This window comes from Streptomyces sp. NPDC015171 (assembly GCF_043079545.1).
Lineage (GTDB): Bacteria > Actinomycetota > Actinomycetes > Streptomycetales > Streptomycetaceae > Streptomyces.
The window spans coordinates 341,757-366,448 of record NZ_JBIBUO010000006.1 but is presented as its reverse complement, the minus strand read 5'-3'; the positions used below and the strand labels follow the sequence as shown (position 1 = coordinate 366,448).

24 protein-coding genes are annotated in these 24,692 nt (G+C 72.6%); 3 read left to right on the top strand and 21 right to left on the bottom strand.

What is annotated here, in order from left to right; genetic code table 11:
* Nucleotides 1–7 precede the first annotated feature (7 nt).
* The 4 genes from ACF073_RS19640 to ACF073_RS19625 are packed head-to-tail and all read right to left on the bottom strand — an operon-like array spanning nucleotide 8 to nucleotide 3,945.
* Nucleotides 8–1,084, bottom strand: a complete 1,077-nt coding sequence (locus tag ACF073_RS19640; RefSeq protein WP_392071573.1) for an ABC transporter ATP-binding protein — start codon at nucleotides 1,082–1,084, stop codon at nucleotides 8–10.
* Between the two features lie 4 nt (nucleotides 1,085–1,088).
* Nucleotides 1,089–1,907: an ABC transporter permease gene (locus ACF073_RS19635; RefSeq protein ID WP_392071571.1), complete on the bottom strand. Its 819-nt coding sequence runs from the start codon at nucleotides 1,905–1,907 to the stop codon at nucleotides 1,089–1,091.
* Nucleotides 1,892–2,791, bottom strand: coding sequence for an ABC transporter permease (locus ACF073_RS19630; protein WP_392071569.1), 900 nt, complete (start codon nucleotides 2,789–2,791; stop codon nucleotides 1,892–1,894). Before ACF073_RS19630 ends, ACF073_RS19635 begins: the two co-directional genes overlap by 16 nt.
* Complete coding sequence (locus tag ACF073_RS19625; RefSeq protein ID WP_392071753.1) at nucleotides 2,788–3,945, bottom strand: ABC transporter substrate-binding protein; 1,158 nt, start codon at nucleotides 3,943–3,945, stop codon at nucleotides 2,788–2,790. The genes ACF073_RS19630 and ACF073_RS19625 overlap by 4 nt, the downstream gene beginning before the upstream one ends.
* 214 nt (nucleotides 3,946–4,159) lie before the next feature.
* Here ACF073_RS19625 and ACF073_RS19620 point away from each other — a divergent pair, with 214 nt between their 5' ends.
* Nucleotides 4,160–4,900 carry a GntR family transcriptional regulator gene (locus tag ACF073_RS19620; RefSeq protein WP_392071567.1) on the top strand — a complete coding sequence of 247 codons (741 nt, stop codon included), beginning with the start codon at nucleotides 4,160–4,162 and terminating at the stop codon, nucleotides 4,898–4,900.
* Between the two features lie 40 nt (nucleotides 4,901–4,940).
* Here the strand turns inward: ACF073_RS19620 and ACF073_RS19615 are convergent, their stop codons facing one another.
* The 9 genes from ACF073_RS19615 to fmt form a co-directional block, all read right to left on the bottom strand.
* Nucleotides 4,941–5,393, bottom strand: coding sequence for an Lrp/AsnC family transcriptional regulator (locus ACF073_RS19615; RefSeq protein WP_030620185.1), 453 nt, complete (start codon nucleotides 5,391–5,393; stop codon nucleotides 4,941–4,943).
* Nucleotides 5,394–5,420: 27 nt separating this feature from the next.
* Nucleotides 5,421–6,911 carry an amino acid permease gene (locus tag ACF073_RS19610; RefSeq protein WP_392071565.1) on the bottom strand — a complete coding sequence of 497 codons (1,491 nt, stop codon included), beginning with the start codon at nucleotides 6,909–6,911 and terminating at the stop codon, nucleotides 5,421–5,423.
* Between the two features lie 422 nt (nucleotides 6,912–7,333).
* The gene (locus tag ACF073_RS19605) at nucleotides 7,334–8,776 is read right to left on the bottom strand and encodes a GuaB1 family IMP dehydrogenase-related protein (RefSeq protein ID WP_392071563.1); all 1,443 of its coding nucleotides are present in this window, start codon (nucleotides 8,774–8,776) and stop codon (nucleotides 7,334–7,336) included.
* 132 nt (nucleotides 8,777–8,908) lie between these two features.
* A complete protein-coding gene (locus ACF073_RS19600; protein WP_392071561.1) occupies nucleotides 8,909–9,238 on the bottom strand; it encodes a barstar family protein in 330 nt (109 codons plus the stop codon).
* A complete protein-coding gene (locus tag ACF073_RS19595; RefSeq protein WP_392071559.1) occupies nucleotides 9,235–9,693 on the bottom strand; it encodes a ribonuclease domain-containing protein in 459 nt (152 codons plus the stop codon). Before ACF073_RS19595 ends, ACF073_RS19600 begins: the two co-directional genes overlap by 4 nt.
* Before the next feature lie 51 nt (nucleotides 9,694–9,744).
* Nucleotides 9,745–10,788 (bottom strand): sugar-binding transcriptional regulator, encoded by a 1,044-nt coding sequence (locus ACF073_RS19590; RefSeq protein WP_392071557.1) that lies wholly within the window; start codon nucleotides 10,786–10,788, stop codon nucleotides 9,745–9,747.
* A gap of 90 nt (nucleotides 10,789–10,878) precedes the next feature.
* Nucleotides 10,879–11,565 (bottom strand): ribulose-phosphate 3-epimerase, encoded by a 687-nt coding sequence (gene rpe / locus ACF073_RS19585; protein WP_392071555.1) that lies wholly within the window; start codon nucleotides 11,563–11,565, stop codon nucleotides 10,879–10,881.
* Between the two features lie 143 nt (nucleotides 11,566–11,708).
* Nucleotides 11,709–13,136, bottom strand: a complete 1,428-nt coding sequence (locus ACF073_RS19580; protein WP_392071553.1) for an RsmB/NOP family class I SAM-dependent RNA methyltransferase — start codon at nucleotides 13,134–13,136, stop codon at nucleotides 11,709–11,711.
* A 79-nt stretch (nucleotides 13,137–13,215) separates the two neighbouring features.
* Nucleotides 13,216–14,148 carry a methionyl-tRNA formyltransferase gene (gene fmt, locus ACF073_RS19575; protein ID WP_392071551.1) on the bottom strand — a complete coding sequence of 311 codons (933 nt, stop codon included), beginning with the start codon at nucleotides 14,146–14,148 and terminating at the stop codon, nucleotides 13,216–13,218.
* A 215-nt stretch (nucleotides 14,149–14,363) separates the two neighbouring features.
* Between fmt and ACF073_RS19570 the strand changes: the two genes are divergently transcribed.
* A complete protein-coding gene (locus tag ACF073_RS19570) occupies nucleotides 14,364–14,906 on the top strand; it encodes a hypothetical protein (RefSeq protein ID WP_392071548.1) in 543 nt (180 codons plus the stop codon).
* A gap of 288 nt (nucleotides 14,907–15,194) precedes the next feature.
* Here the strand turns inward: ACF073_RS19570 and ACF073_RS19565 are convergent, their stop codons facing one another.
* Nucleotides 15,195–17,357, bottom strand: coding sequence for a primosomal protein N' (locus ACF073_RS19565; protein ID WP_392071546.1), 2,163 nt, complete (start codon nucleotides 17,355–17,357; stop codon nucleotides 15,195–15,197).
* A 136-nt stretch (nucleotides 17,358–17,493) separates the two neighbouring features.
* On the opposite strand from ACF073_RS19565, the gene ACF073_RS19560 reads away from it, so the two are divergent.
* Nucleotides 17,494–18,294, top strand: a complete 801-nt coding sequence (locus ACF073_RS19560; RefSeq protein ID WP_392071545.1) for a S1 RNA-binding domain-containing protein — start codon at nucleotides 17,494–17,496, stop codon at nucleotides 18,292–18,294.
* Between the two features lie 78 nt (nucleotides 18,295–18,372).
* Here the strand turns inward: ACF073_RS19560 and metK are convergent, their stop codons facing one another.
* The 7 genes from metK to ACF073_RS19525 form a co-directional block, all read right to left on the bottom strand.
* Nucleotides 18,373–19,581: a methionine adenosyltransferase gene (gene metK / locus ACF073_RS19555; RefSeq protein WP_392071544.1), complete on the bottom strand. Its 1,209-nt coding sequence runs from the start codon at nucleotides 19,579–19,581 to the stop codon at nucleotides 18,373–18,375.
* Nucleotides 19,582–19,829: 248 nt separating this feature from the next.
* Entirely contained in the window at nucleotides 19,830–21,035 is a 1,206-nt protein-coding gene (gene coaBC, locus ACF073_RS19550; protein ID WP_392071542.1) for a bifunctional phosphopantothenoylcysteine decarboxylase/phosphopantothenate--cysteine ligase CoaBC, read from the bottom strand.
* 101 nt (nucleotides 21,036–21,136) lie between these two features.
* Nucleotides 21,137–21,409: a DNA-directed RNA polymerase subunit omega gene (rpoZ, locus tag ACF073_RS19545; RefSeq protein WP_005319902.1), complete on the bottom strand. Its 273-nt coding sequence runs from the start codon at nucleotides 21,407–21,409 to the stop codon at nucleotides 21,137–21,139.
* A 53-nt stretch (nucleotides 21,410–21,462) separates the two neighbouring features.
* The gene (gene gmk / locus ACF073_RS19540) at nucleotides 21,463–22,056 is read right to left on the bottom strand and encodes a guanylate kinase (RefSeq protein ID WP_392071541.1); all 594 of its coding nucleotides are present in this window, start codon (nucleotides 22,054–22,056) and stop codon (nucleotides 21,463–21,465) included.
* Between the two features lie 60 nt (nucleotides 22,057–22,116).
* On the bottom strand, nucleotides 22,117–22,440 hold the full coding sequence (locus ACF073_RS19535) for an integration host factor (RefSeq protein WP_003977346.1): 324 nt from the start codon (nucleotides 22,438–22,440) through the stop codon (nucleotides 22,117–22,119).
* A 299-nt stretch (nucleotides 22,441–22,739) separates the two neighbouring features.
* Nucleotides 22,740–23,585, bottom strand: a complete 846-nt coding sequence (pyrF, locus tag ACF073_RS19530; protein ID WP_392071540.1) for an orotidine-5'-phosphate decarboxylase — start codon at nucleotides 23,583–23,585, stop codon at nucleotides 22,740–22,742.
* Complete coding sequence (locus ACF073_RS19525; protein WP_392071538.1) at nucleotides 23,582–24,688, bottom strand: quinone-dependent dihydroorotate dehydrogenase; 1,107 nt, start codon at nucleotides 24,686–24,688, stop codon at nucleotides 23,582–23,584. The genes pyrF and ACF073_RS19525 overlap by 4 nt, the downstream gene beginning before the upstream one ends.
* Between the last annotated feature and the right edge of the window lie 4 nt (nucleotides 24,689–24,692).

The window sequence follows — 24,692 nt, the reverse complement described above, 5'->3', positions numbered from 1 at the left end:
TCTTTCCTCACTTCTGGATACGTTCGGCCACCAGCACCGGCCGCTCGGGCAGCGACACGCTGACGGCGGCTCCGGCACCGAGTCCGGTGGCCTCGTGGGCGGGCAGGTCGGCCTTGGCCTCGGTGCCGTCGGCGAGCCGTACGGTGACCCGGACGACCGCGCCGAGGAAGGAGGTGGCGACCACCCGGGCGCCGCCCTGCTCGTCGGCGTGCAGGCGGACGGCCTCCGGCCGCACCAGCACGTCCACGGCACCGTCCCGCAGCTCGCCGTCGGCCGGCAGCCGCTGCCCGAGGACCGCGACGGTGCCGTCCGTCAGCTCGCCGGGGATCCGGCTCATGGTGCCGACGAACTCGGCGACGAACGCGGTGGCGGGACGGCCGTACAGCTCGGCGGGTCCGGCGCACTGTTCCAGGCGGCCCGCGCGCATCACGGCGACCCGGTCGGCGACCGACAGCGCCTCCTCCTGGTCATGGGTCACGAACAGGGTGGTGATGCCCAGTTCCTGCTGGAGGCGGCGGATCTCCTCGCGCAGGCTGAGGCGGACCTTGGCGTCCAGCGCGGACAGCGGCTCGTCGAGCAGGAGGACGCGCGGGCGCAGGGCGAGGGCGCGGGCCAGCGCGATGCGCTGCTGCTGGCCGCCGGAGAGCTGGTGCGGATAGCTCTCCCCCTTGTCGCCGAGACCGACCAGGTCCAGCAACTCGGCGGCCCGGGAGCGGCGCTCGGCCGCCCGGACCCGGCGCATGCGCAGCCCGAAGGCGACGTTGTCGACGGCGTTCAGATGCGGGAAGAGGCTGTACGACTGGAAGACCATCCCGGCGTCGCGGCGGTGGGCCGGGACGCGGGTGACGTCCTCGCCGTCCACCAGCACCGCGCCGGAGTCGGGGTGTTCGAACCCGGCGAGCATGCGCAGCGCGGTGGTCTTGCCGCAGCCGGACGGGCCGAGCAGCGCGAGGAACTCCCCCGGCCTCACGGTCAGGTCGAGTCCGTCGAGTGCGACGGTCGTGCCGAACTCCCGCCGCAGCGAGCGGAATTCGACGGTCGCGGCCTTTTCGCGAGTGGCCTTCTCAAGGGTGGTGGCGGTCATGGTGTCATCCCCGGGAGGAAGCGGTTCGGGTGCGGCCGCCGGCACCGGCGAGCGCGAGGAGCAGGGCCCAGGTGACGAGCAGGCTGAGCACGGAGACGGCGACGGACATCTGGGCCTGCGAGCCGCCGATGTTGTAGATCCACACGGCGAAGGGCCGGAAGCCGAGCAGCTGGGCGACGGTGAACTCGCCGAGCACCAGCGCGAGGGTCAGGAAGGCCGCGTTCAGCAGCGCCCCGCGCAGATTCGGCAGCACGGCCCGGACCAGGGCCTGCGGCCAGGAGGCGCCGCAGCTGCGGGCGGCCTCGACGAGGGTGCGCACATCGATGGCGCGCAGGCCCGCGTCGAGGGCGCGGTAGACGAAGGGCAGGGCCATCACGACGTAGGCGAGGACCAGCACGACGGGGAAGTCCTCGTCCTGGATCGCCACGAACGTCTGGAACAGCGGGGTCCGGGACAGGTGCTCCGGACCCCACTTCAGCACGGTGACGATACCGGCGACGAAGGCGATCGGCGGTACCACCAGCGGCAGCGAGCAGACCACCTCCACCACCGGACGCAGCCGGGCGGCGCCGAGCCGCAGCGCGACCACGGCCGGCACCATCAGCAGCAGCACGACCGCGATCGTCGCCACGGCCAGTTCGAGCGAGAGCGTCAGGCTGGTGGCGAAGCCCTCGGTGGACAGGATCTTCGTGTAGGCGTCGAAGGTGATGCCGTGGCCGGGCACGTCGACGGTGAAGATCACGGACGCGGCGAGCGGCACCAGGAAGTACACGGCGGCGAGGCCGAGGACGGCCCACCGCCAGGGGGTCAGGCGTCGAGCCATCGGGCGCTCCGGCGTTGCAGGGGCAGGTACACGGCCATGACCAGGCCCGCGACGAGGACCATGTCCAGGCTGAGGGCGAGGGCGACGTTCTCCTGGCCGACCAGCACGTTGCCGGACAGGGCGTCGGCGATCTGCAGGGTGACCAGCGGAACGGAGCTGCCGACCATGGCGGCGGCGGTGGCGTAGGCGGCGAAGGCGCTGCCGAAGAGCAGCACCACACCGCCGAGCAGGGAGGGCGCGAGCACGGGCAGCGCCACGTGCCGCCAGTACTGCACGCCGGTGGCGCCGTTGTTCAGCGCGGCCTCCCGCCACTGGGAGCGCAGGCCGTCCAGCGCCGGGGTGATGGTGAGCACCATGAGCGGGATCAGGAAGTAGAGGTAGACGAGGACCAGACCCCAGAAGCTGTAGAGGTCGAAGCCGCTGTCCTTCAGGCCCAGGTGCAGGGTGAGGACGCCCGCGTTGCCGAGGGTGGCGACGAAGGCGAAGGCCAGCGGCACGCCGCCGAAGTTGGCGAGCACGCCGGAGGCGGTCAGCACGGCCTCGCGCAGCGCGCGGGAGCGGGAGCTGACCACGGCCTGCGCGAGCGGCAGCCCGAGCAGGGCGCCGAGGGCGGCGGAGACGGCGGACAGCTTGACGCTGCCGAGCAGCGCGGTGAGGTACGGCCCCTGGAGCGAGGCCGTCAGATTGGCGCCGGTGTAGGCGGTGGCGCCCGTGGTGGCGTCCTTGGCCGTGAAGGCGCCGTCCACGATGGCCACGGCGGGCAGCCCGAAGGCGATCGCCGTGAACACCAGCAGCGGCACCACGGCCAGCCAGCCGGGGGCGCGGCGCCGCCGCTTCGCCGAAGCGACGGGCGCCACGTCCGCGCGCGGAAGAGCGGCGGTCATCCGGAGACGGCCTTCCCCCAGCCCTGCGCGAGGACCGTCTTGGCCTTGCTCTGCTGGTCCTCGGTGGGGAAGGCGGGCATGCCGGTGACCTTCGGGAGCTTGGCGGCGGCCGCCTTGTCGAGGGTGCCGGCCGAGTCCATGGCGGTCATCAGGGCCGGGCGCGCGTAGCCCTTGAGCCACAGGTTCTGGCCCTCGGTGCTGTACAGGTACTCCTGCCACAGCCGGGCGGCGGCCGGGTGCGGGGCGTCCTTGTTGACGGCCTGGGAGTAGTACTGGGCGTACTTGCCGTCCTCCGGGATGGCGACCTTCCAGTCGACGCCCTTGGACTTGAACTCGTCGGCGTAGCCGGCGTTCAGGTAGTCCCAGTCGATCGAGATCGGGGTCTCGCCCTTCTCGACGGTGGCCGGGGTGGACTCGACGGGGGTGTAGTTGCCGTTCTTCTTCAGCTTGGCGAAGAAGTCGAGGCCGGGCTGGATGTCGTCGAAGGAGCCGCCGCCCGCGAGGGCCGCCGCGTAGACGCCGCCGAAGGCGGAGCCGGACTTGGTGGGGTTGCCGTTGAGGGCGACCTGGCCCTTGTACCGGGGCTTGAGGAGGTCCTTGAAGGAGGTCGGGCACTCCTTGACGCGCTTGGCGTCGCAGCCGATGGAGACGTAGCCGCCGTAGTCGTTGAACCAGCGGGCCTTCGGGTCCTTCTGGCTCTGCGGGATGTCGTTGAAGGAGGCCACCTTGTAGGGCGCGAGCAGGCCCTGCTGGGCGGCGCTGAGCGCGAAGGAGCTGCCGAGGTCCAGGACGTCGGGGGCGCGGTCCTGGCCCTTGCGGGAGGTGACGGCGTTGATCTCGTCCTGGCTGGTGCCGTCGGGGCTCTCCACCTCGACCTTGATGCCGTACTTCTTCTGGAACCCGTCGATGAGGGCGCCGTAGTTGGCCCAGTCGCGCGGGAGGGCGATGGCGTGCAGCGTGCCCTCCTTCTTGGCCGCCTCGACCAGGGCGTCCATGCCGCCGAAGTCGGCCGCGGAGGCGGCGGTGGCGGCGTTCTTGCCGTTCTTGGTGGCGGACGCGTCGTCGGGGGCGGCGCCGCAGGCGCTCAGCGCGAGCGCGGCGACGACGGCGAGGGAACCGCCGAGGACGGCGGTTCTCGGCAGGGACACGATCACGGTCTCTCCAGGGGTACGCACGGTGCAGGGGTGGAAGTGCGGAGAACTTGTCTGAACAAGTTGGCCTCAGTACGCCCGGCGCTGGTGTCCTGTTCATGAACACCGTCGAAACAGCGACCCGTATTTCCCTGCACACTTCCGGTTGACACGGATCACCCTGCGGCGTCGATTACGCTGGTCACGCTGTGCACAGCGGCCTACGCAGAGGGGAAGCATGACGGCACGACACGAGGAGATCGCCGACGAGCTGCGGGGCGCGATCGACCGCGAGGAGTACACGGTCGGCAGCCGGCTGCCCTCGGAGTCGGAACTCGCCGCGCACTACGGCGTCTCCCGCGGGACGGTCCGGCAGGCCGTCGCGGCGCTGACCGCCGAGGGTCTCATCGGCTCCCGCCAGGGGGCCCGCCGGGTCGTGCTCGCCAGCCGTCGCAGCCAGAGCTTCGCCGAACTGCGCAGCTTCGCCCAGTGGGCCCGCGCGATGGGCCGTGCGGCCACCGGCCATGTGGTGTCCCAGGAGTACCGCCCGGCGACGGCGGAGGACGCGGTACGCCTCCAACTGACCACCGGATCACCGGTGTTGCACGTGCTGCGGGTCCGCGGCCTGGACGGCGAGCCGGTGCTGCTGGAGCGCACGGTGTACGCCGAGTGGATCTCCCCGGCGGTGGCGGCCATCGAGCCGGAGTGCCCGTCCGTCACCCAGCGCCTCTACGACGACACGGGCCTGGTCTTCGCCTACGGCGAGCACATCATCGACGCGGTGGCGGCGGGCGCGCAGGACGCGGAGCTGCTCGGGGTGCGCCGGACGAGTCCGCTGCTGAGGGTCCGCCGGGTGACCACGACGCCCGAGGGCCGTCCCGTGGAGTGGTCGGACGACCGCTACCGCTCGGACGCGGTGAGCTTCAGCGTGCACAACTCGATAGGGAACAACCCGCTCGCGCGGAAGACGGCGGAATAGCGCTCGGGGGCGCCGCGGCCGGGCGCCCCGGGCCCGCCCGCTACCCCGGCGCCCCCGAGGAGAAGCGGCGCAGCAGCGGCGACAGCACCAGCACCGACTTGGTCCGCTCCACGAACGGCTCACCGGCGATGCGTTCCAGGACCCGCTCGAAGTGGCGCATGTCGGAGGCGAAGACCTGGGCGATCGCGTCCGCGTCGCCGGTGACGGTCGACGCGGCCACGACCTCCTGGTAGCGCTCCAGGCCCCGCTGGATGGTCTCCGGAGAGGTGTTGCTCCGGCAGTAGATCTCGATGTAGCCCTCGGTCTCCCAGCCGAGCGCCGCCGGATCCACCCGGACGGTGAATCCGGTGATGGCTCCGGTGGCCCGCAACCGGTCCACGCGCCGCTTCACCGCGGGCGCGGACAGTCCGATCAGCTGCCCGATGTCCGCGTAGGAGCGGCGGGCGTCCTCGGCGAGGGCGTGCACGATGCGTTCGTCGAGATCGTTCAGCACAGCAGGTGGTTCACTTCTTCGGTTCGGTCACTTCTCTGCCGTCACCACGACGTCCTCGGCGGTGGCGAGACGGGAACGGCGATAGCCGTACACGAAGTAGAACACGAGCCCGGCGGCCATCCAGCATCCGAAGACGACCCAGGTGACGGTGTCGAGACTGAACATGTTGTACGCGCAGAACAGGAAGCCCAGCACCGGCAGGACCGGGCCGAACGGCACCCTGAACGTGCGCTCCAGCTCGGGCCGCCGGTAGCGCAGGACCACGACCGCGATGTTGACCAGGCCGAAGGCGAACAGCGTGCCGATGCTGGTGGCGTCGACGAGCTTGCCCAGCGGGATGAGGGCGGCGAGCACACCGCAGAAGAGGGACACGATCACCGTGTTGAGACGGGGAGCACCGCTCTTCGCGTGGACCTTGCCGAGCGCCTTCGGCACCAGGCCGTCGCGGGCCATCGCGAAGAGGACGCGGGTCTGGCCGTAGAGCACGGTGAGCACGACGCTCGCGATCGAGATGACCGCGCCCAGCGCGAGCAGGGTGCCCCAGAAGGTCTGGCCGCTGACATCGTTCATGATCGCGGCGAGGGTCGCCTCCGAACCGTCGAACTTCTTCCAGTTCCAGGCGCCCACGGCGACACCCGCGACGAGCACGTACAGCGCGGTCACGATGATCAGGGACAACATGATCGCCCGCGGCAGGTCCCGCTTGGGGTCCTTCGCCTCCTCGCCGGCCGTGGAGGCGGCGTCGAAGCCGATGTAGGAGAAGAACAGCGTGGCACCGGCGGCGCTGACCCCGGTCATGCCGAGCGGCATGAAGTCGGCGTAGTTGCCGGACTTGAAGCCCATGAAACCGATCGTGCAGAACAGCACCAGGGCGGCGATCTTCACACAGACCATGATCGTGTTGGCGCGGGCGGACTCCCGCGCGCCGCCCAGCAGGAACACCATCGCCAGGAGGACGACGATCAGGGCGGGCAGGTTGATGATCCCGTTGCCCTCGCCCGGCGCCGAGGACAGCGCGGCGGGGATGGTGACCCCGATGGTGCCGTCGAGCAGCTCGTTCAGGTACTCGCCCCAGCCGACGGCGACGGCGGCCACCGACACGCCGTACTCCAGCACCAGGCACCAGCCGCAGACCCAGGCGACCAGCTCGCCCAGCGTTGCGTACGCATACGAGTAGGAGGAGCCGGCGACGGGGATGCTGCCCGCCAGCTCGGCGTACGAGAGGGCCGAGAACAGCGCCGTGAGGCCGGCGATGACGAAGGCCAGGGTGACCGCGGGACCGGCCTCGGGGACGGCGTCGCCGAGGACGACGAAGATGCCGGTGCCGAGGGTGGCACCGATGCTGATCATGGTCAGCTGCCACAGCCCCAGGGAGCGCCGCAGCTGCCCTCCCTCACCCTGGCCGCCCTCGGCGACCAGGTGTTCCACGGGCTTGCGACGCATCAGGCGCGCGGCGACGCCCGGGGACGCGGGGGCGGCCGATATCTGCTTGTGCGGTGGTGCGCCTTGGTCGAGCACGCGTGGGCTCCTTATCGCTGCCGGTCGGTTGCGGGTGCGGACCGGCATGCCGCCGGCCTCCTGGAGGGGGACCGATGGGGCCTGCGAGAGCAGGGACCCACCGAGCGGGGTCCCCGCCACACCACGTACTAGCGCAGCACCCTACGAGGCATACCTTCACGGGCGTAATGCAGCAACCTTGCGCATCCCCGCATGATCATTGCGTTCATCGGCCCCGAATGACAAATCGTTGCACACGGGCTGTCGACCGTTGCACGGGAGCCGCGGGGACGCCCCTGGACGAGCTCCCGGCGAGAAAGGTGTAGGAGCCACGCGTGAAGGCCCGCCGACCGGGTCCGCGGCGGCGGGCCACCGGGTACGCCGACGGCCCCCGCCGTTCCCGGGAGCGGGATCGGCGGGGGCCGTGCGGAAGGGAGGCGCGGTCAGCTCCAGCTGGCGTGCAGCGGCTTGCCCTCGGCGTAGCCGGCGGCGCTCTGGATGCCGACGATGGCCTTCTCGGCGAACTCCTCCAGCGAGCCGGCGCCCGCGTAGGTGCAGGAGGAGCGGACGCCCGCGATGACCGAGTCGACCAGGTCCTCGACACCCGGGCGGGCCGGGTCGAGGAACATCCGGGAGGTGGAGATGCCCTCCTCGAACAGCGCCTTGCGGGCCCGGTCGTACGCCGACTCGTCCGACGTGCGGTTGGCCACGGCACGCGCGGAGGCCATGCCGAAGGACTCCTTGTACAGACGGCCGTTCGCGTCCTGCTGGAGGTCGCCCGGGGACTCGAAGGTGCCCGCGAACCAGGAGCCGACCATCACGTTGGACGCGCCGGCGGCGAGCGCCATGGCGACGTCGCGCGGGTGCCGGACGCCGCCGTCGGCCCACACGTGCTTGCCGTACTTCTTCGCCTCGGCGGCGCACTCCAGGACCGCGGAGAACTGCGGACGGCCCACACCGGTCATCATGCGGGTGGTGCACATGGCGCCCGGGCCGACACCGACCTTGATGATGTCCGCGCCGGCGTCGATCAGGTCCTTCACACCCTCGGCGGAGACGATGTTGCCGGCGACGATCGGCACCTGCGGGTCGAGCGCGCGCACCACCCGGACGGCGCTGATCATCGACTCCTGGTGGCCGTGCGCGGTGTCGATGACGAGCGTGTCCACGCCCGCGTCGAGCAGCTGCTTGGCCTTGCCCGCCACATCGCCGTTGATGCCGACGGCGGCGGCGATCCGCAGCTTGCCCTGGGCGTCGACCGCCGGGGTGTACAGCGTGGCGCGCAGCGCGCCCTTGCGGGTGAGGATGCCGGCCAGCTTGCCGTCCTTGTCGACGGCGGGCGCGTAGCGCCGGTTGTGCTGGTCGAGGGTGTTGAACGCCTCGCGCGGGTCGATGTCGGCGTCCAGCAGGAGCAGGTCCTTGGACATGACCACTTCGAGCTGGGTGAAGCGGTCGACGCCGGACAGGTCGGCGTCGGTGACGACACCGACGGGCCGCAGGTTCTCGTCCACGACCACACCGGCGTTGTGCGCGCGCTTGGGCAGCAGCGCCAGGGCGTCGGCGACGGTCTGGTGCGGAGCCAGCACGATCGGGGTGTCCAGCACCAGATGGCGGCTCTTCACCCAGGAGATCACGTCGGTGACGACGTCGATCGGAATGTCCTGCGGGATGACCACGAGGCCGCCGCGGCGGGCCATCGTCTCGGCCATGCGGCGGCCGGCGACGGCGGTCATGTTGGCGACGACGAGCGGGATGGTGGTGCCCGTGCCGTCCGGCGAGCCGAGGTCCACGCCCTGACGCGAACCGACCGCTGAGCGGCTCGGCACCATGAACACGTCGTCGTACGTCAGGTCGTACGCGGGCTGGATGTCATTGAGGAAACGCACGTGCTGCACATCCCAGTCGATCAGAGGCGGCCCCCGGACAGGTGTGCCAGGGGGAAAGAGCACGTACTTCATTCTCCCATGACGAGACCGCGGCTACGCCCTCACAGAACATCCAGGCTGGTCGCGGGGGCCCTAGGAGGTTCCTCCAAGGGCGAGGACGACGGTGAGGGCGGGGGTGCGGTCCACCGCCTCGGCGAACACGTCCTCGGCGGTCCGCCACTCCTGGGGCTCCGCGTCGGCGTACGGCCGCCAGCCCCGGACGACGATCAGCAGCCCCTGTTCCACGGCGCCCTCGGGCCAGACCGTGTGATCGGACAGGGAGTCGACCAGCGCGTCCCAGTTCCGGCCGAACCAGTCGGGCAGCGCCAGGGCCCGGGCGACGCGGTCCATCAGCCCCGCCTTGCCCGTGACTCCGTGCAGGTCCAGGGTGACCGTGTACCGGCCGCCCAGCTCTCGCGTCATCTCAGCACCGCCCGGAACGACTCGTAGTGATCATCGGTGTAGTAGATCTCGCCACCCTGTCCGGTGACGATGCGCCGGGCCCCCCGGTCGGCTGAGCCGGGGGTCCGCACGGTGTACTCGTGGTAGTAGCCCCGCCGGTGCTCGGGGAGATGCCCCTCGAAGTTCCCGAACACGGCCCCGTCCTTCGAGTACGGGAACGGGCCGCCCCGGTCGATGAGGCCGAGCGTCCCGCGCGCCTCGGCGGGCAGCCGGGACGCGCGGACGGTCGCCATCCCCGCGGCCCACCCAGGGGCGGAGGCACTCGGGGCGGTCGCGGTGCCGGTGGACGGCGACGAGCATCCCGTCAGCAGGACGGAGAGACAGACCAGCACTCCCGCGAGCGCTCGGGACAGGGACCACCCGGACGCAGGGCCGAGGGACCACCTGGGCGCACGGGGGACGAACCGCAGCAGCATGTCGCCGATGCTGCCACGGCCGTCCCGTCACGACGATGTCGCGACCCGCGGTCAGACCCCGTCGGGGTCGGCCCGGCTGAGCGCCGGCCGGGGCGTCGGGCCCGCCGTCATCAGGTAGTCGGCGGCCGAGGTGTCGGTCACCAGGCTGGTGACGAGACCGGAGCGCAGCACCGCGTCGATCGCGGAGGCCTTGCGCTGCCCGCCGGCGATCGCCACGACCTCCGGGATCCGGCGCAGCTGGTCGGTCTTGACCGTGATGCACCGCTCCCCCAGGTCCCGTCCGATCCGGCGCCCCTCGGCGTCGAAGAGGTGCGCCGACATCTCGGCGGCGACACCGAGCGAGGCGTAGTGCGCGCGCTCCTCGTCGCTGAGCATGTCGTGCACGGTCGAGATGCCCGGCTCCCAGGAGCCGATGGAGACACAGGCGACCGTGACCTTGTCGAAGTACTCGAAGGCCCGGGCGATCCCGGTCTGGTGGCGCAGCGCCGTGGCGGTGGCCGCGTCCGGCAGCAGCATCGGCGCGTAGATGGGGTGCGCGTCACCGCCGGAGACCTGGGCGGCCCGGCGCACGGCCTCCACCGAGCCGCGCTCGGCGGTCCCGGCGTCGTACACGCCCGTCAGCTGCACCACCGTGCACGGCGGCAGCTTGTCGAGCGCGGCGGCCATGTGGATGGTGGACCGGCCCCAGGCCAGCCCCAGCACGTCGCCCTCGTTGACGAGTTCGCCGAGCAGGTCGGCCGCGACCTCACCGAGGTTCTCGGGGTCGGGGGTCTCCTCGGCCTCGGCCGGGGACTCGACCACGACGGCGTGCCTGAGGCCGTAACGGGCGCGGAGCGCGTCCGAGCGCTCGGCGTCCAGTTCGGCCGGGACACGGATCTCGATGCGCACGAGATCCCGTTCGAGGGCGGTCTCCAGGACCCGGGCCACCTTGAAGCGGCTGACGCCGAACTCCTCGGCGATCTGGATCTTGGACTTGCCCTCGAGGTAGAAGCGGCGGGCCATGGCCGCCGCCTGCACCAGCTCAGCGGGTCCCATCCGCATGGCTGACCGGCCCGCCGACATACCCGACACGGCGATCTCCTCACTGCTGTTCACACTCTGGATTCGCCGTTCATCCTTGCAGATTCGGCGCGACTGATACGCCCTGATGGGCGCCGTTCTCTCAAGCGTTCACTTGGCCGTGGCTCAGTGGTCGCATGCCCAGGATGCCTGGGCGGTGGCCGCCTGCGCCTGTGCCCGCAGGGCGCGCACCGCCTCCGCCGGGTCCTCGGCCCCGTAGACGGCGGAGCCCGCCACGAACACGTCCGCGCCCGCCTCCGCGCACCGCTCGATCGTCGAGGCCGACACCCCGCCGTCGACCTGCAGCCAGAGCTGCAGACCGTGCTTGCCGATCAGCTCACGGGTGCGGCGGATCTTCGGCAGCATGATGTCGAGGAACGCCTGGCCGCCGAAGCCCGGCTCGACCGTCATGATCAGCAGCATGTCGAGTTCCGGCAGCAGATCCTCGTACGGCTCGATCGGCGTGGCCGGCTTGAGCGCCATCGAGGCGCGGGCGCCCTTGGCCCGGATCTCCCGCGCGAGCCGCACCGGGGCGGCTGCCGCCTCTACGTGGAAGGTGACGGACGAGGCCCCCGCCTCGACGTACTGCGGCGCCCACCGGTCGGGGTCATCGATCATCAGGTGGCAGTCCAGCGGGGTGTCCGTCGCTCGGGCCAGGGACTCCACGACCGGCACGCCGAGCGTGAGGTTCGGGACGAAGTGGTTGTCCATGACGTCGACATGGAGCCAGTCGGCGCCTTGAACCGCCTTGGCCTCCTCCGCGAGGCGCGCGAAGTCGGCGGACAGGATGCTGGGGTTGATCTGCACGGCCATGCCCCAAGCCTGCCATGCCCGGGGCACTGATGTTCGCACCTGTCCACAGGCGAGGCCGTTCATCCCGCTGGCCGGACGTCCCGTGACCCCCCGTGACCGCCGTAGCCCGCATCCGTCCCGTCGGCCGCGCCCGTCCCGCCCCGTCAGCCGGTGCGCCGGATCAGGGCCAGATACATCGCGTCCGTGCCGTGCAGATGCGGCCACAGCTGCACATCGGGTCCGTCGCCCAGCGCGGGCATGCCGGGCAGCAGCGGGCGGGCGTCGATCAGTTCGGTCTCCGGCCGCTCCTTGAGCACGTCGGCGACGACCGCCCGGGTCTCGGCGAGATGCGGGGAGCAGGTCGCGTACCCGACGACGCCGCCGACCCGGACCGAGTCGAGCGCGGTGCGCAGCAGCCCGCGCTGGAGCGGCGCGAAGTTGTCCAGGTCCTCGGGGCGGCGCCGCCAGCGGGCCTCGGGGCGCCGGCGCAGGGCGCCGAGTCCGGTGCACGGCACGTCCATCAGCACCCGGTCGAAGGTGCCGGGGCGCCACGGCGGCCGGGTCCCGTCGGCGGTCACGACCTGGTACGGACCGGGGTTGCCGTGCAGGGCCTTGGCCACCAGGCCGGCCCGGTGCGGCTGCTTCTCCGCCGCGAGCAGCGCGGCCCCGCGCTCGGCGGCGAGCGCGGCCAGCAGCGCGGCCTTGCCGCCCGGTCCCGCGCACCCGTCGAGCCACTTCTCGTCGGGCCCGTCGAGCGGGGCGTTCGCCAGCGCGAGGGCGACCAGCTGGCTGCCCTCGTCCTGCACGCCGGCCCGCCCCTCGCGCACGGCGTCGACCGCGCCCGGCTCGCCGCCCTCGGCGAGCCGCACGGCGTACGGCGACCAGCGTCCGGGTACGGCGGCGTCCTCGCGGAGCAGCTCCCGCGCCGTGGCCCGGCCGGGCCGGGCGACGAGCGTCACCTCGGGCCGCTCGTTGTCCGCCGCCAGCAGTTCCTCGATGCCGGCCCGGCCGCCGCCGAGCGAGTCCCAGAGCGCGGAGACGACCCAGCGGGGGTGCGAGTGCACGACGGCGAGATGGTCCTCGGGGTCCTCGTCGTACGACGGCGCGACCTTCTCGGTCCAGCCCGCGAGGTCGTCCTGCGCGACCTTGCGGAGCACGGCGTTGACGAACTTGGCCCGTCCGTCACCGAGCACCACCCGCGCCAGCTCCACGGAGGCGGAGACGGCGGCGTGCGTCGGGATCCGCGTGCCGAGCAGCTGGTGCACGCCCAGGCTCAGCACATCGAGCACCGGCGGGTCGACCTCGCGCAGCGGGCGGTCGACACAGGCGGCGATGACGGCGTCGTAGGTGCCCTGCCGGCGCAGCGTGCCGTACACCAGCTCGGTGGCGAGCGCGGCGTCCCGGGCGTCGAACTTCTCCGGCCCCTCCTTCTCCCGGGCCTTGCGCAGCAGCGGCGGCAGCACGAGGTTGGCGTAGGCGTCCCGCTCGTCGACCGCGCGCAGTGCCTCGAAGGCCAGGATGCGGACGGGGTCCTTCTGGGGACGGCGGTAGGGCTTGGCGGGCCTGCGCGGCCGCCGGGACTGCTCGCTCACGAAAAAGGTGCTCCGGGTGTGAAGAAGAGGATGCGCCTCCAGCGTACGTCGGCGAACCCCCGCGACCGCCGCCCGGGGCTCAGCCGCCCAGGCTCTCGCCCTCGGCGATGCGCGCCCCGCGCGCCCAGTCGGCCGCCCGCATCGGCTTCTTGCCCTGGGCCTGCACCCAGATCAGCTCGACGGCGTGGGAACCGGTGCCCACGTGGACGCTGTTCTTGCCCACGGCGAGCCGGCCGGGCGCGAGCTCCGTCCGCTCGGGCACCGGCGTCACCTGGACGAGCTTGAGCCGCTCGCCGCGGAAGGTGGTCCAGGCGCCGGGCGCCGGAGTGCAGCCGCGCACGATCCGGTCGACGCGCAGCGCGGGCGCCGCCCAGTCCACCTGGGCGTCCTCGACGGTGATCTTCGGCGCGAGGGTGATGCCGTCGGCGGGCTGCGGTACGGCCTTCAGGGTGCCGTCCGCGATGCCGTCCATGGTCGCGGCGAGCAGTCCGGCACCCGCGAACGCGAGCCGGGTGAGCAGGTCGCCGCTGGTGTCGGTGGGGCGGACCCGCTCGGTCACCGTGCCGTACACCGGCCCGGAGTCGAGGCCCTCCTCGATGAGGAAGGTGGACGCGCCGGTGATCTCGTCGCCCGCCATGACGGCGTGCTGCACGGGCGCCGCGCCGCGCCAGGCGGGCAGCAGCGAGAAGTGCAGATTGACCCAGCCGTGGGCCGGGATGTCCAGGGCGGCCCTGGGCAGCAGGGCGCCGTAGGCGACGACGGGGCAGCAGTCCGGGGCGATCTCCGCCAGCCGCCCGAGGAACTCCGGGTCCCGGGGCTTGAGGGGCTTGAGCACCTCGATCCCGGCCTCCTCCGCCCGCTCGGCCACGGGTGACGCGACCAGCCTGCGCCCGCGCCCGGCCGGCGCGTCGGGCCGCGTGACGACGGCGGCCACCTCGTGCCGCCCGGAGGCGAGCAGAGCGTCCAGGGCGGGAACGGCGACCTCGGGGGTACCGGCGAAGACCAGCTTCATGGGCGGGATCGGGCCTCTCGGGCGGGGGGTGGACGGGCAGCGCACCAGTCTATGACCACGGGCGGCGCGCGGGCAGGCGACCGGCGTACGCATATGCCTGTACGCCCCCACCCCGTGACCAGCGGAGCAGAAGCGCGTTGGTCAAGAGAGAGTTGACCACACCGGGCCGCTTTGGCGGCCCGATTCCTTTCAACGCCGGTTCGAGAGGCTTGTTCATGGCCGACCACGCAACCCACGACGCCCAGGCCCGGGCCAGCCTGCACTTGCTGGTGCGGGACATCGAGCGGGTCCGCCGGCAGGTGGACGCGCTGCGCACGCTCACCGCCCAGTTGGGCAATGTCTACCGTCCGCGCCGCTCCGGCCCGTCCACGGGCTTCGTCGTCTACGGACGCGCCCCCGCCCCCACGGTCCGCCTCGCCCAGGAGCTCCGGGACAGTGTGGAGACCCTGGTGACGGCCGCCGTGGACTTCGACCGCTCGCTCGGCTTCTCGTGGGACGCGGTGGGCTCGGCGCTCGGCGTCACCAAGCAGGCGGTGCACCGCCGGTACGGCGCGCGTCGCGCCGCGGCCCAGACGCCGGTGGAGCCCGAGCGGACGACGGAGCCGTCCGGCACCCGCACGCTCAACGTGAACGCGGGACTGCCCGCGTTGCCGACGGTTCCGGCGGCCCGCTCCATGCCCACCCAGCCGACGGCGGGCAGCCCCACGCTGCGCGAGGACGCCCTGCCGACGGCCTTCCCCGGGCCGCGCAACGGCTGACGGCGCCGGTCCCGCGACGCCCTCCCGGGCCGCATCCGGGAGGGCCGGATGCCTACCGGCGAGCCGTGCGCCCCGCGCCCGACGGGCGCTGGCCGCGCCACCGGTCCGGCCGATGCCCGCAGGTGCCGATCCGCCCTCCCACCGCGTGTGCGCGTGTCCGCGTACGCGGATCCGTTCCGTCTCCCTCCGGTGGGCGCCCGGCTACCCGATCTCCGGGGGATCTGGCCGCGCTACCCGATGCCCGGGAGGTCCCGCCGCGCTACCCGATGCCCGGGGGATCCCGCCGCGCTACCCGATGTCCGGGGGATCGATCCGCACCCGTACCGCCTCCGCGCTCCCCCGTGCCATCCGGGCGGCCTGCGCGGTCTTCAGCGCGGCGGCCAGCGCGGCCCCGCTGCCCGGCGGCACCCGGACGAGGGCCCGCTCCCAGTGTTCGCCCGGCGGGGGTGCGCCGGGTCTGCGCGGCCGGCCAGGCGGCGCGGGCGGCAGCGGCACCGGCCCGAGCACCTCGGCGTCCGACGGCAGCGCGACCGCCGCGAGGAACTCGGCGACCGCCGCGGGCGGACCGGACACGGCCGCCATCCGGGACACCGGCGGAAAGCCCAGCTCGGCCCGCTCGGCCAGTTCCCGCACGGCATGCCCGACCGGGTCCCAGCGCACCAGCGCCTGCACCGGCCGCAGGGTCGGCTCGGCCACCACGACCACGGTGCCTCCCTCGCCCTGGGGCCGCACCAGCGCCGATGCCGCGATCCACCGGTGCAGCGCGTCCTCACCGGCCCGCAGGTCGGGGCGGCCGAGCATGGCCCAGCCGTCCAGCAGCAGGGCCGCCGCGTAGCCGCCCTCGGCGACGGGTTCGGCGCCCGGTGTGCTGACGACCAGCGCGGGCGCGTCCGGGACGGTGTCCAGCACATGCTCACGGCCCGAGGTGCGCACCGGTACGGCGGGGAAGGCCCGCCCCAGTTCCTCCGCGGTGCGGCGGGCGCCCACGACCTGGGCGCGGAGCCGGAAGCCGCCGCACTCCGGGCAGTGCCAGGCGCTCTCTCCCCGCCCGCACCACGCGCAGCTCAGCACGCCCCCGTCCTGCCCTTCCAGCGGACCGGAGCAGTGCCGGCAGCGCGCGGGCGCCCGGCACTGGGCGCAGGCCATACGGGGGGCGTAGCCGCGCCGGGGCACCTGCACGAGGACCGGGCCGCGGCGCAGCCCCTCACGGGCCGCCTGCCAGGCGAGGGTGGGCAGCCGGGCGGCGCGGGCGGCCTCGTCGCGGGCGAGGTCCTCGTCGCCGACCGTCCGGACGAGGGGCGCGGCCCGGCGCACCTGCTCCCGGCCGGCGACCAGCGGCCGGGCCCAGCCGCTCTCCACGAGCTGGGCCGCCTCCACGGTGCAGCTCCGGCTCCCCAGCAGGAAGGCGCACTTGTCCAGCGCGGCACGCAGCAGCAGGACATCGCGGGCGTGCGGCTGCGGGGCGTGCTGCTCGCTGTGGCTGTCGTCCCCGTCGTCCCAGATGGCGACGAGCCCCAGGTCCGCCACGGGCGCGAACATCGCCGCCCGCGTCCCGACCACGGCCCGCACGGAACCGCGCCGCACCGCCAGCCACTGCGCGTACCGCTTCTCGGGTCCGGCGTCGGCGGTGAGCAGCGCGTGCCGTCCCGGGCCGAGCAGCGCGGTCAGCGCGGCGTCCACCCGCGCGGCGGCCCGCCCGTCCGGTACGACGACCAGGGCGCCGCGCCCGGAGGCGAGGGCCGCCGCGACGGCCCGCGCCAGCTCCTCGCTCCACTCCGGTCCCGGCAGCGCGTTCCACACGGCCCTGGGCGCCCCTCCGGAGGCCAGCGCGTCGAGGAAGGCCGCCCCGTGCTCGTACCGGCTCCAGGAGGCGGGGTCCGGCGCCTGCGGCGCGGGCAGGGGCGCCGGGGACCGCCGCTGTTCGGCGCGGCCGTTGCGCGGGGGCACGGCCAGCTGCAGCACGTCGGCGAGGCTGCCCGCGTACCGGTCGGCGACGGCCCGGGCCAGGCCGAGCAGCTCCTCGCTCAGCACCCGCTCCGGCGACACCACCTGGGCGAGCGCGGCCAGCGGCCCGGAGTAGTCGGACTCGGCCCGCCGCTCGACGAGGAAGCCGTCGATGAGCCCGCCGCCCTCCCGGCGCCCGTCGCGCACCCGGTGCCGCCCGGCCCCGAACCGCACCCGCACCCGCACCCCGGGCTGCGCCTGTGCGTCCAGCTCCGCCGGCACGGCGTAGTCGAAGTACCGGTCGAGGTGCAGCACACCCTTGTCGACCAGGACCCGTGCCACGGGCAGCCGCTCGGCGAGCGCGGCCCCGCGCCAGGTCCGCGGCTTGGCCCGGGGCACCTTGGCCTCGCGCACGCTCTCCCGGATGAGCGCGAGCTGCTCCGGCGGTGCCCCCTCGGCCTCGCCGTCCTCCCCTTCTGGCCGGGACGCCCCGTTCTCGCTGCTCACGCTTGCATTCTTACCAAACGCCACCGACAACGGGCCCGGCCGCCGGTCACCGCCGGGGCTCCGGAGCCACCAGGACGCCCGGGTCCGCCGAGGCGGCCGGGGCCCGCCCGGGCCCTGGGGGCCTGGGCTCCTGCCCATGCCCGAACCCGTCCCGGATCCCCTGGAGCAACTGCGCGCGCGGCTCGCGGCGTTCGTGCCCTGGGAGGTGGTCCGGGGCACGGTGACCGGCTTCGCCGGCCACGAGGTCGTCGTCCGGCTGGACGGCGACGGTCCCGGGGAGCCGACGGGCCGCATCCCCCGGCACCTGCTGACCTGGAAGGCGTACGACGACCCGGCCGAGATCGTGACGGTCGGGCAGCGCGTCACCGCCGAGGTGCGGGGCGTCGACGAGCACCCCCGCCGGGTCCTGCTCTCCGCGAAGGCATGCGAGGACGAGGCCCTCTACCGCCATCTGCGGCGCGTGCGGCCCGGGGACGTCGTCACGGGGACCGTCGCCGCCGTGCACCACTTCGGGGTGTTCGTCCGCCTGGACGGGGAGCCCCCGCACCCCGTCCACCCGGCGACCGGCTTCGTCCGCGTCCCCGATCTGACCTGGGCGCGCATCGACCACCCGGCGGACGCCGTCCGGCCCGGACAGCGGGTCACCGGCGAGGTGGTCGTCGCCGACTCGTACCAGGGCGAGGTGGTCATCTCGCTGAAGGCCCTCCAGGAGGACCCTTGGGACACGCTCGGCCTGGCCGAGGGGGACGTGGTGACGGGCCCGGTGACGAAGGTGATCCCGTTCGGTGTGTTCGTGCGGCTCGGTGCGGTGGTGGAGGGCCTGGTGCACGTCTGCGAGCTGGGCGGACGGGTCGTCGCCGAGGGGCAGGAGCTGACCGTCCGGGTCCTGGAGACGGACCGCGTCCGGCGCCGTGTCCGCCTCACGGCGGCCGGCTGACCGACCCGGGCCCTGGAGACGCCGAGGCCCGGCTCCCCTCGAAGGGGAACCGGGCCTCGGCGAAAGGGAGAGGCGGGGTTACAGGCCCACGGCCTTCTTCAGCGCCTCCACGCGGTCGGTGCGCTCCCAGGTGAAGTCGGGCAGCTCACGACCGAAGTGACCGTACGCGGCGGTCTGGGAGTAGATCGGGCGCAGCAGGTCCAGGTCGCGGATGATCGCGGCCGGACGCAGGTCGAAGACCTCGTCGATGGCCTTCTCGATCTTCTCCGTCTCGACCTTGTGCGTGCCGAAGGTCTCCACGAACAGACCCACCGGCTCGGCCTTGCCGATCGCGTAGGCGACCTGGACCTCGCAGCGCGCGGCCAGACCCGCCGCCACGACGTTCTTGGCCACCCAGCGCATGGCGTACGCGGCCGAGCGGTCCACCTTGGACGGGTCCTTGCCGGAGAAGGCACCGCCGCCGTGGCGGGCCATACCGCCGTAGGTGTCGATGATGATCTTGCGGCCGGTCAGACCCGCGTCGCCCATCGGGCCGCCGATCTCGAAGCGGCCGGTCGGGTTCACCAGCAGCCGGTACCCCTCGGTCTCCAGCTTGATGCCCTCGTCCAGCAGCGCCTTCAGCTCCGGCTCCACCACGAACTCCCGGACATCCGGGGCCAGCAGCGACTCCAGGTCGATGTCGGAGGCGTGCTGGGAGGAGACCACCACGGTGTCGAGGCGGACGGCCTTGTCGCCGTCGTACTCGATGGTGACCTGCGTCTTGCCGTCCGGGCGCAGGTAGGGGATGGTGCCGTTCTTGCGCACCTCGGACAGCCGCTTGGACAGCCGGTGCGCCAGGAAGATCGGCAGCGGCATCAGGGTGGGCGTCTCGTCCGAGGCGTAGCCGAACATCAGGCCCTGGTCGCCGGCGCCCTGCTTGTCCAGCTCGTCGTCGTCGCCCTCGACCCGGGTCTCGTAGGCGGCGTCCACGCCCTGCGCGATGTCCGGCGACTGCGCGCCGATCGACACCGACACACCGCAGGAGGCGCCGTCGAAGCCCTTCTTCGAGGAGTCGTAACCGATGTCCAGGATCTTGTTGCGGACGAGGGTCGCGATGTCCGCGTACGCCTTCGTCGTCACCTCGCCGGCCACGTGCACCAGGCCGGTGGTGATCAGGGTCTCGACGGCGACCCGGGACGTCGGGTCCTCGCGCAGAAGCGCGTCGAGAATGGTGTCGCTGATCTGGTCAGCGATCTTGTCGGGGTGACCCTCGGTCACGGACTCCGAGGTGAACAGGCGACGGGACACAACGCTCCCTGTGGTTGCAGCGGCTGCTGGCTGATCATTTCCGGGCGACGCAGGGCTGCGCCTGGCGTCGACCGTGAACAGTTTATCGTTCGCGCTCGGCCTGTGGGTCACTGTCTCGCCTCTCGGGAGCGCTGTGACCTGCGGCACGGGCATTCTGCACAATGGCGCGCGGCCTTGGCCAGGGGCGCCGCGCCCGAATCGGGCGTGGCGTGAACCTGACCCGAGTTCGCCCGATCGACTGCCGGACGTTAGGCCAGCCGTCGTACGACCAGGTCCCAGACCGTGTCGGCCAGGGCCTCCTTGGGGCCGTGCGGCACCGGGGTCTCACTGCCGTCGGCACCCAGTACGACGGCCTCGTTCTCCTCGGAACCGAAGGTCTTGCGCTCCCCCACCTCGTTGACCACGAGCAGGTCGCAGCCCTTGCGGGCGAGCTTGGTCCGGCCGTTGGCGAGGACGTCGTCGGTCTCGGCGGCGAAGCCGACGACCACCTGTCCGGGGCGGGCGCGGTCGGCCGAAATCTCCGCGAGAATGTCCGGATTTCGCACTAGGACGATCGGCTCGGGGTCCTGGCCGTCCTTCTTTTTGATCTTCCCGGCGGCGTAGGCGGCCGGACGGAAGTCGGCGACGGCCGCGGCCATGACCACGGCATCGGCGTCCGCCGCCGCCTTCAGGACCGCCTCCCGCAGCTGCACGGCGGTGCCCACCCGGACGACGTCCACACCCGCGGGATCGGGCAGACCGGCGTTGGCCGAGACCAATGTCACCCGGGCACCGCGCGCGGCGGCGGTGCGGGCGAGGGCGTAGCCCTGCTTGCCGGAGGAGCGGTTGCCGAGGAAGCGGACCGGGTCGAGGGGCTCGCGGGTGCCGCCGGCGGAGACGACGACATGCCGTCCCGCCAGATCGGGCCCGGCGGCGCCGCCCCGGGCCAGCACCCGGCGGCACACCTCGAAGATCTCGCCCGGGTCGGGCAGCCGGCCCTTGCCGGTGTCGACGCCGGTGAGGCGGCCGACGGCGGGCTCGACGACCACCGCGCCGCGGCGGCGCAGCGTGGCCACGTTCTCCTGGGTGGCCGGGTGCTCCCACATCTCGGTGTGCATCGCCGGGGCGAAGACCACCGGGCAGCGGGCGGTGAGGAGGGTGTTGGTCAGCAGGTCGTCGGCGAGGCCGTGGGCGGCCTTGGCGAGCATGTCGGCGGTGGCCGGGGCCACGACCACCAGGTCGGCGTGCTGGCCGATGCGGACGTGCGGGACCTCGTGGACGTCGTTCCAGACCTCGGTCGAGACCGGGTTGCCGGACAGGGCCGACCAGGTGGCGGCGCCGACGAAGTGCAGCGCGGCGGCGGTCGGCACGACACGGACGTCGTGACCCGACTCCGTGAACCTTCTCAGCAGCTCGCAGGCCTTGTAGGCGGCGATGCCACCGCTGACCCCCAGCACGACCCTCGGCTTGTCCACCGTGTCTCCCCGGACTCGACTACGTACGACTCCATGACACACCACAGGCCCGGCAGCATGACCGCCGGGCCTGTGGATACGTCAATCGCAGTCTGAACGTACTACTGCGCCGGGCCCTCGATGGCCTCGGAGGTCAGCAGACCCGCGTTGATCTCGCGCAGGGCGATCGAGAGCGGCTTCTCGTGGACGTGGGTGTCGACGAGCGGACCGACGTACTCCAGGAGGCCCTCACCGAGCTGCGAGTAGTACGCGTTGATCTGACGGGCACGCTTGGCCGCGTAGATCACGAGGCTGTACTTCGAGTCGGTCGCCTCGAGAAGCTCGTCGATCGGCGGGTTGATGATGCCCTCGGGCGCGGTGATGGAAGAGGACACGCTCTACCTTCCGATGGATGGAAAAGAATCAGACATCGTGATCACAGTCACGATCACACAACGTCCACCAAGGCTAGCAGCTCGCGAGCCACGTCCTCGACGGAGGTGTTGACCAAGGTCACATCGAACTCCGGCTCGGCCGCCAGCTCGGTCTTCGCGGCCGCCAGGCGGCGCTCGATGACCTCGGGCGGCTCGGTCCCCCGGCCGGTCAGCCGGCGCACCAGCTCCTCCCAGGAGGGCGGGGCCAGGAACACCAGCCGGGCGTCGGACATGGACTCACGGACCTGCCGCGCACCCTGGAGGTCGATCTCCAGCAGGACGGGCTCACCGTTCTCCAGCCGCTCCAGCACGGCCGCGCGGGGCGTGCCGTAGCGGTTGCCCGCGAACTCGGCCCACTCCAGCAGCTCGCCGTTGGCGATGAGCTTGTCCATCTCCTCGTCGGTGACGAAGAAGTAGTGGACTCCGTGCTGCTCGCCGGGGCGCGGCTTACGGGTCGTCGCCGACACCGAGAGCCAGACCTCGGGGTGTTCTTTGCGCATATGGGCGACGACCGTGCTCTTGCCGACCCCCGAGGGGCCGGAGAGCACGGTCAGCCGCGGACGTGCGTCCGGGGGCTCGGGGGTCGTCCCCCGGAGTGTTACTGCCATACAGCGATTATTCCAGCAATCCCGGAGTGCCCGGGACTCCCGGCCCGCCCGGGGGCGGACTCAGGAGCCGGTGCTGCCGAACTCACGCTCCAGGGAGGCGATCTGGTTGGAACCGAGACCCCGCACACGGCGGCTCTCGGAGATGCCCAGACGCTCCATGATCTGCTTGGCGCGGACCTTGCCCACGCCCGGCAGGGACTCGAGCAGGGCGGAGACCTTCATCTTGCCGATGACGTCGTTCTCCTGGCCCTGCTTGATGACCTCGTGCAGGGAGGCGCCGGAGTGCTTGAGTCGATTCTTGACCTCGGCCCGCTCCCGGCGAGCCGCGGCGGCCTTTTCGAGCGCGGCTGCGCGCTGTTCAGGGGTAAGGGGCGGAAGAGCCACGCCTACGTCACCTCGGATGTCGAACTGTCGGATACGGACCGGTGAGGAACCTAGTCGCCCCACACCTGGGGAGCTACGAGCAACACGCTGCCCGTTCTCCCCCACTGCCTGAAGGGCGTGGGAGGTGCCCCCACTGCTCGGAGACTAGCGGGCAAGTCCGCCAGAGTCAGCGAGAACAGCGGAAAAGTCCTGGTCAGCCTCCGTCAGGCCGGACATTTCAGACATACTGCCCTCCTTTTGGGAATCTATTCACGCTCAAGTCGGCGCGATGCCGCTCAGCCGAGCGCACCACGCGGGGTTCAGGCTCCGCCGACGGCCGCCCTGATCTCCTCCGCGAACCGCTCGGCGGCCCCGCGCAGCGCGCTGACGTCGGGTCCGTGCCGCAGGACCCCCCGGCTGACGTTCGGCACGACATTGCGGACGGCCGACCCGAAGACCTTGGGAAGGTCGGCCGGGGTGGCGCCCTGGGCACCGATGCCGGGCGCCAGGAGCGGGCCGTTGATGTCCAGGTCGTAGGTGGACAGGTCGCCGAGCGTGGCGCCCACCACCGCGCCGAAGGAGCCCAGCGGCTCCTCCCCCGCGTTCTCGACCGCCAGGTGGGCCAGCATGGTCGCTCCGACGCTCCGGCCGTCGGCGCGTACCGCGTGCTGCACCTCGCCGCCCTCCGGGTTCGAGGTAAGCGCCAGCACGAACAGGCCGGCACCGCTCTCCCGGGCCAGGGCCACGGCGGGGCTCAGCGAGCCGTAGCCGAGGTAGGGCGAGACCGTCAGGGCGTCGGAGAAGAGCGGGGCGTCCGGGTGCAGGAACGCCTCGGCGTAGGCGGCCATGGTCGAGCCGATGTCGCCGCGCTTGGCGTCCGTCACGACCAGGGCACCGGCCGCCCGCGCCTCCCGCACGGACGTCTCCAGGACGGCCAGGCCGCGCGAGCCGAACCGCTCGAAGAAGGCGCTCTGCGGCTTCAGGACGGCCACCCGGTCGGCCATGGCCTCCACGACCGTGCGGCTGAACCGCTCGAGGCCCGCGATGTCGTCGTCCAGGCCCCACTCGGCGAGCAGGGAGGCGTGCGGGTCGATGCCGACGCACAGCGGGCCGCGCTCGTCCATGGCGCGGCGCAGACGGGCACCGAAGGGCTCGTACGAGGTCATGCGGGCTTCCTCACGTCGGCGCCGACCGCGTCGGCGAGGGTGGCGTACGGGCTGGTGCGCAGACGGGCGGCGAGGCCCTTGTGCACGGACCGGCACCAGAGGGGACCCTCGTAGACGAAGGCGCTGTAGCCCTGGACCAGCGTGGCACCGGCCAGGATGCGCTGCCAGGCGTCCTCAGCGGTCTCGACGCCCCCGACGCCCACCAGGGTGATCCGGTCGCCCACGCGCGCGTACAGGCGCCGCAGGACCTCCAGGGAGCGCTCCTTGAGCGGGGCCCCGGACAGGCCGCCGGTCTCCTTCACCAGCCCGGCCGCCGACCGCAGGCCGAGGCCCTCGCGCGCGATGGTGGTGTTGGTGGCGATGATGCCGTCGAGGCCCAGCTCCACGGCGAGGTCGGCGACCGCGTCGATGTCCTCGTCGGCGAGGTCGGGGGCGATCTTCACCAGCAGCGGGACGCGGCGGTTCGCCACCGTGCGGTCGGCGGCCTCGCGCACGGCGCTGAGCAGCGGGCGCAGGTGGTCGACCGCCTGGAGGTCGCGCAGTCCCGGCGTGTTGGGCGAGGAGACGTTGACGACCAGGTAGTCCGCGTACGCCGCGAGCCGCTCGGCCGACTTCACGTAGTCGGCGACGGCCTCCGCCTCCGGGACGACCTTGGTCTTGCCGATGTTGACGCCGACGACCGTGCGGAAGACCGGGCGGCGGGTGGCCAGGCGGGCGGCGACGGCGAGCGAGCCGTCGTTGTTGAAGCCCATGCGGTTGATCAGCGCGCGGTCCGCGACGAGCCGGAAAAGCCGCTTCTTCGGGTTGCCCGGCTGCGGCTCCCCGGTGACCGTGCCGATCTCGACGTGGTCGAAGCCCAGCATCGACATCCCGTCGATGGCCACGGCGTTCTTGTCGAAGCCGGCGGCGAGGCCGAACGGGCCGTGCATCCGCAGCCCGAGGGCCTCGGTGCGCAGCTCCTTGTGGCGGGGCGCGAGCACGGCGGCGACGAAGGTGCGCAGCACGGGGACGCGGGCGGCGAGCCGGATCCAGCGGAAGGCGAGGTGATGGGCCTGCTCGGGGTCCATCCGGGTGAACACCAGACGGAAGAAGTACTTGTACATGTTC

Excerpts from the sequence above, each read along its gene's own strand:
- ACF073_RS19640 (WP_392071573.1), bottom strand. The coding sequence starts at position 1,084 with ATGACCGCCACCACCCTTGAGAAGGCCACTCGCGAAAAGGCCGCGACC.
- ACF073_RS19635 (WP_392071571.1), bottom strand. The coding sequence starts at position 1,907 with ATGGCTCGACGCCTGACCCCCTGGCGGTGGGCCGTCCTCGGCCTCGCC.
- ACF073_RS19630 (WP_392071569.1), bottom strand. The coding sequence starts at position 2,791 with ATGACCGCCGCTCTTCCGCGCGCGGACGTGGCGCCCGTCGCTTCGGCG.
- ACF073_RS19620 (WP_392071567.1), top strand. The coding sequence starts at position 4,160 with ATGACGGCACGACACGAGGAGATCGCCGACGAGCTGCGGGGCGCGATC.
- ACF073_RS19600 (WP_392071561.1), bottom strand. The coding sequence starts at position 9,238 with ATGACGCGAGAGCTGGGCGGCCGGTACACGGTCACCCTGGACCTGCAC.
- ACF073_RS19595 (WP_392071559.1), bottom strand. The coding sequence starts at position 9,693 with ATGCTGCTGCGGTTCGTCCCCCGTGCGCCCAGGTGGTCCCTCGGCCCT.
- rpe (WP_392071555.1), bottom strand. The coding sequence starts at position 11,565 with ATGGCCGTGCAGATCAACCCCAGCATCCTGTCCGCCGACTTCGCGCGC.
- fmt (WP_392071551.1), bottom strand. The coding sequence starts at position 14,148 with ATGAAGCTGGTCTTCGCCGGTACCCCCGAGGTCGCCGTTCCCGCCCTG.
- ACF073_RS19570 (WP_392071548.1), top strand. The coding sequence starts at position 14,364 with ATGGCCGACCACGCAACCCACGACGCCCAGGCCCGGGCCAGCCTGCAC.
- ACF073_RS19560 (WP_392071545.1), top strand. The coding sequence starts at position 17,494 with ATGCCCGAACCCGTCCCGGATCCCCTGGAGCAACTGCGCGCGCGGCTC.
- gmk (WP_392071541.1), bottom strand. The coding sequence starts at position 22,056 with ATGGCAGTAACACTCCGGGGGACGACCCCCGAGCCCCCGGACGCACGT.
- pyrF (WP_392071540.1), bottom strand. The coding sequence starts at position 23,585 with ATGACCTCGTACGAGCCCTTCGGTGCCCGTCTGCGCCGCGCCATGGAC.
- ACF073_RS19525 (WP_392071538.1), bottom strand. The coding sequence starts at position 24,688 with ATGTACAAGTACTTCTTCCGTCTGGTGTTCACCCGGATGGACCCCGAG.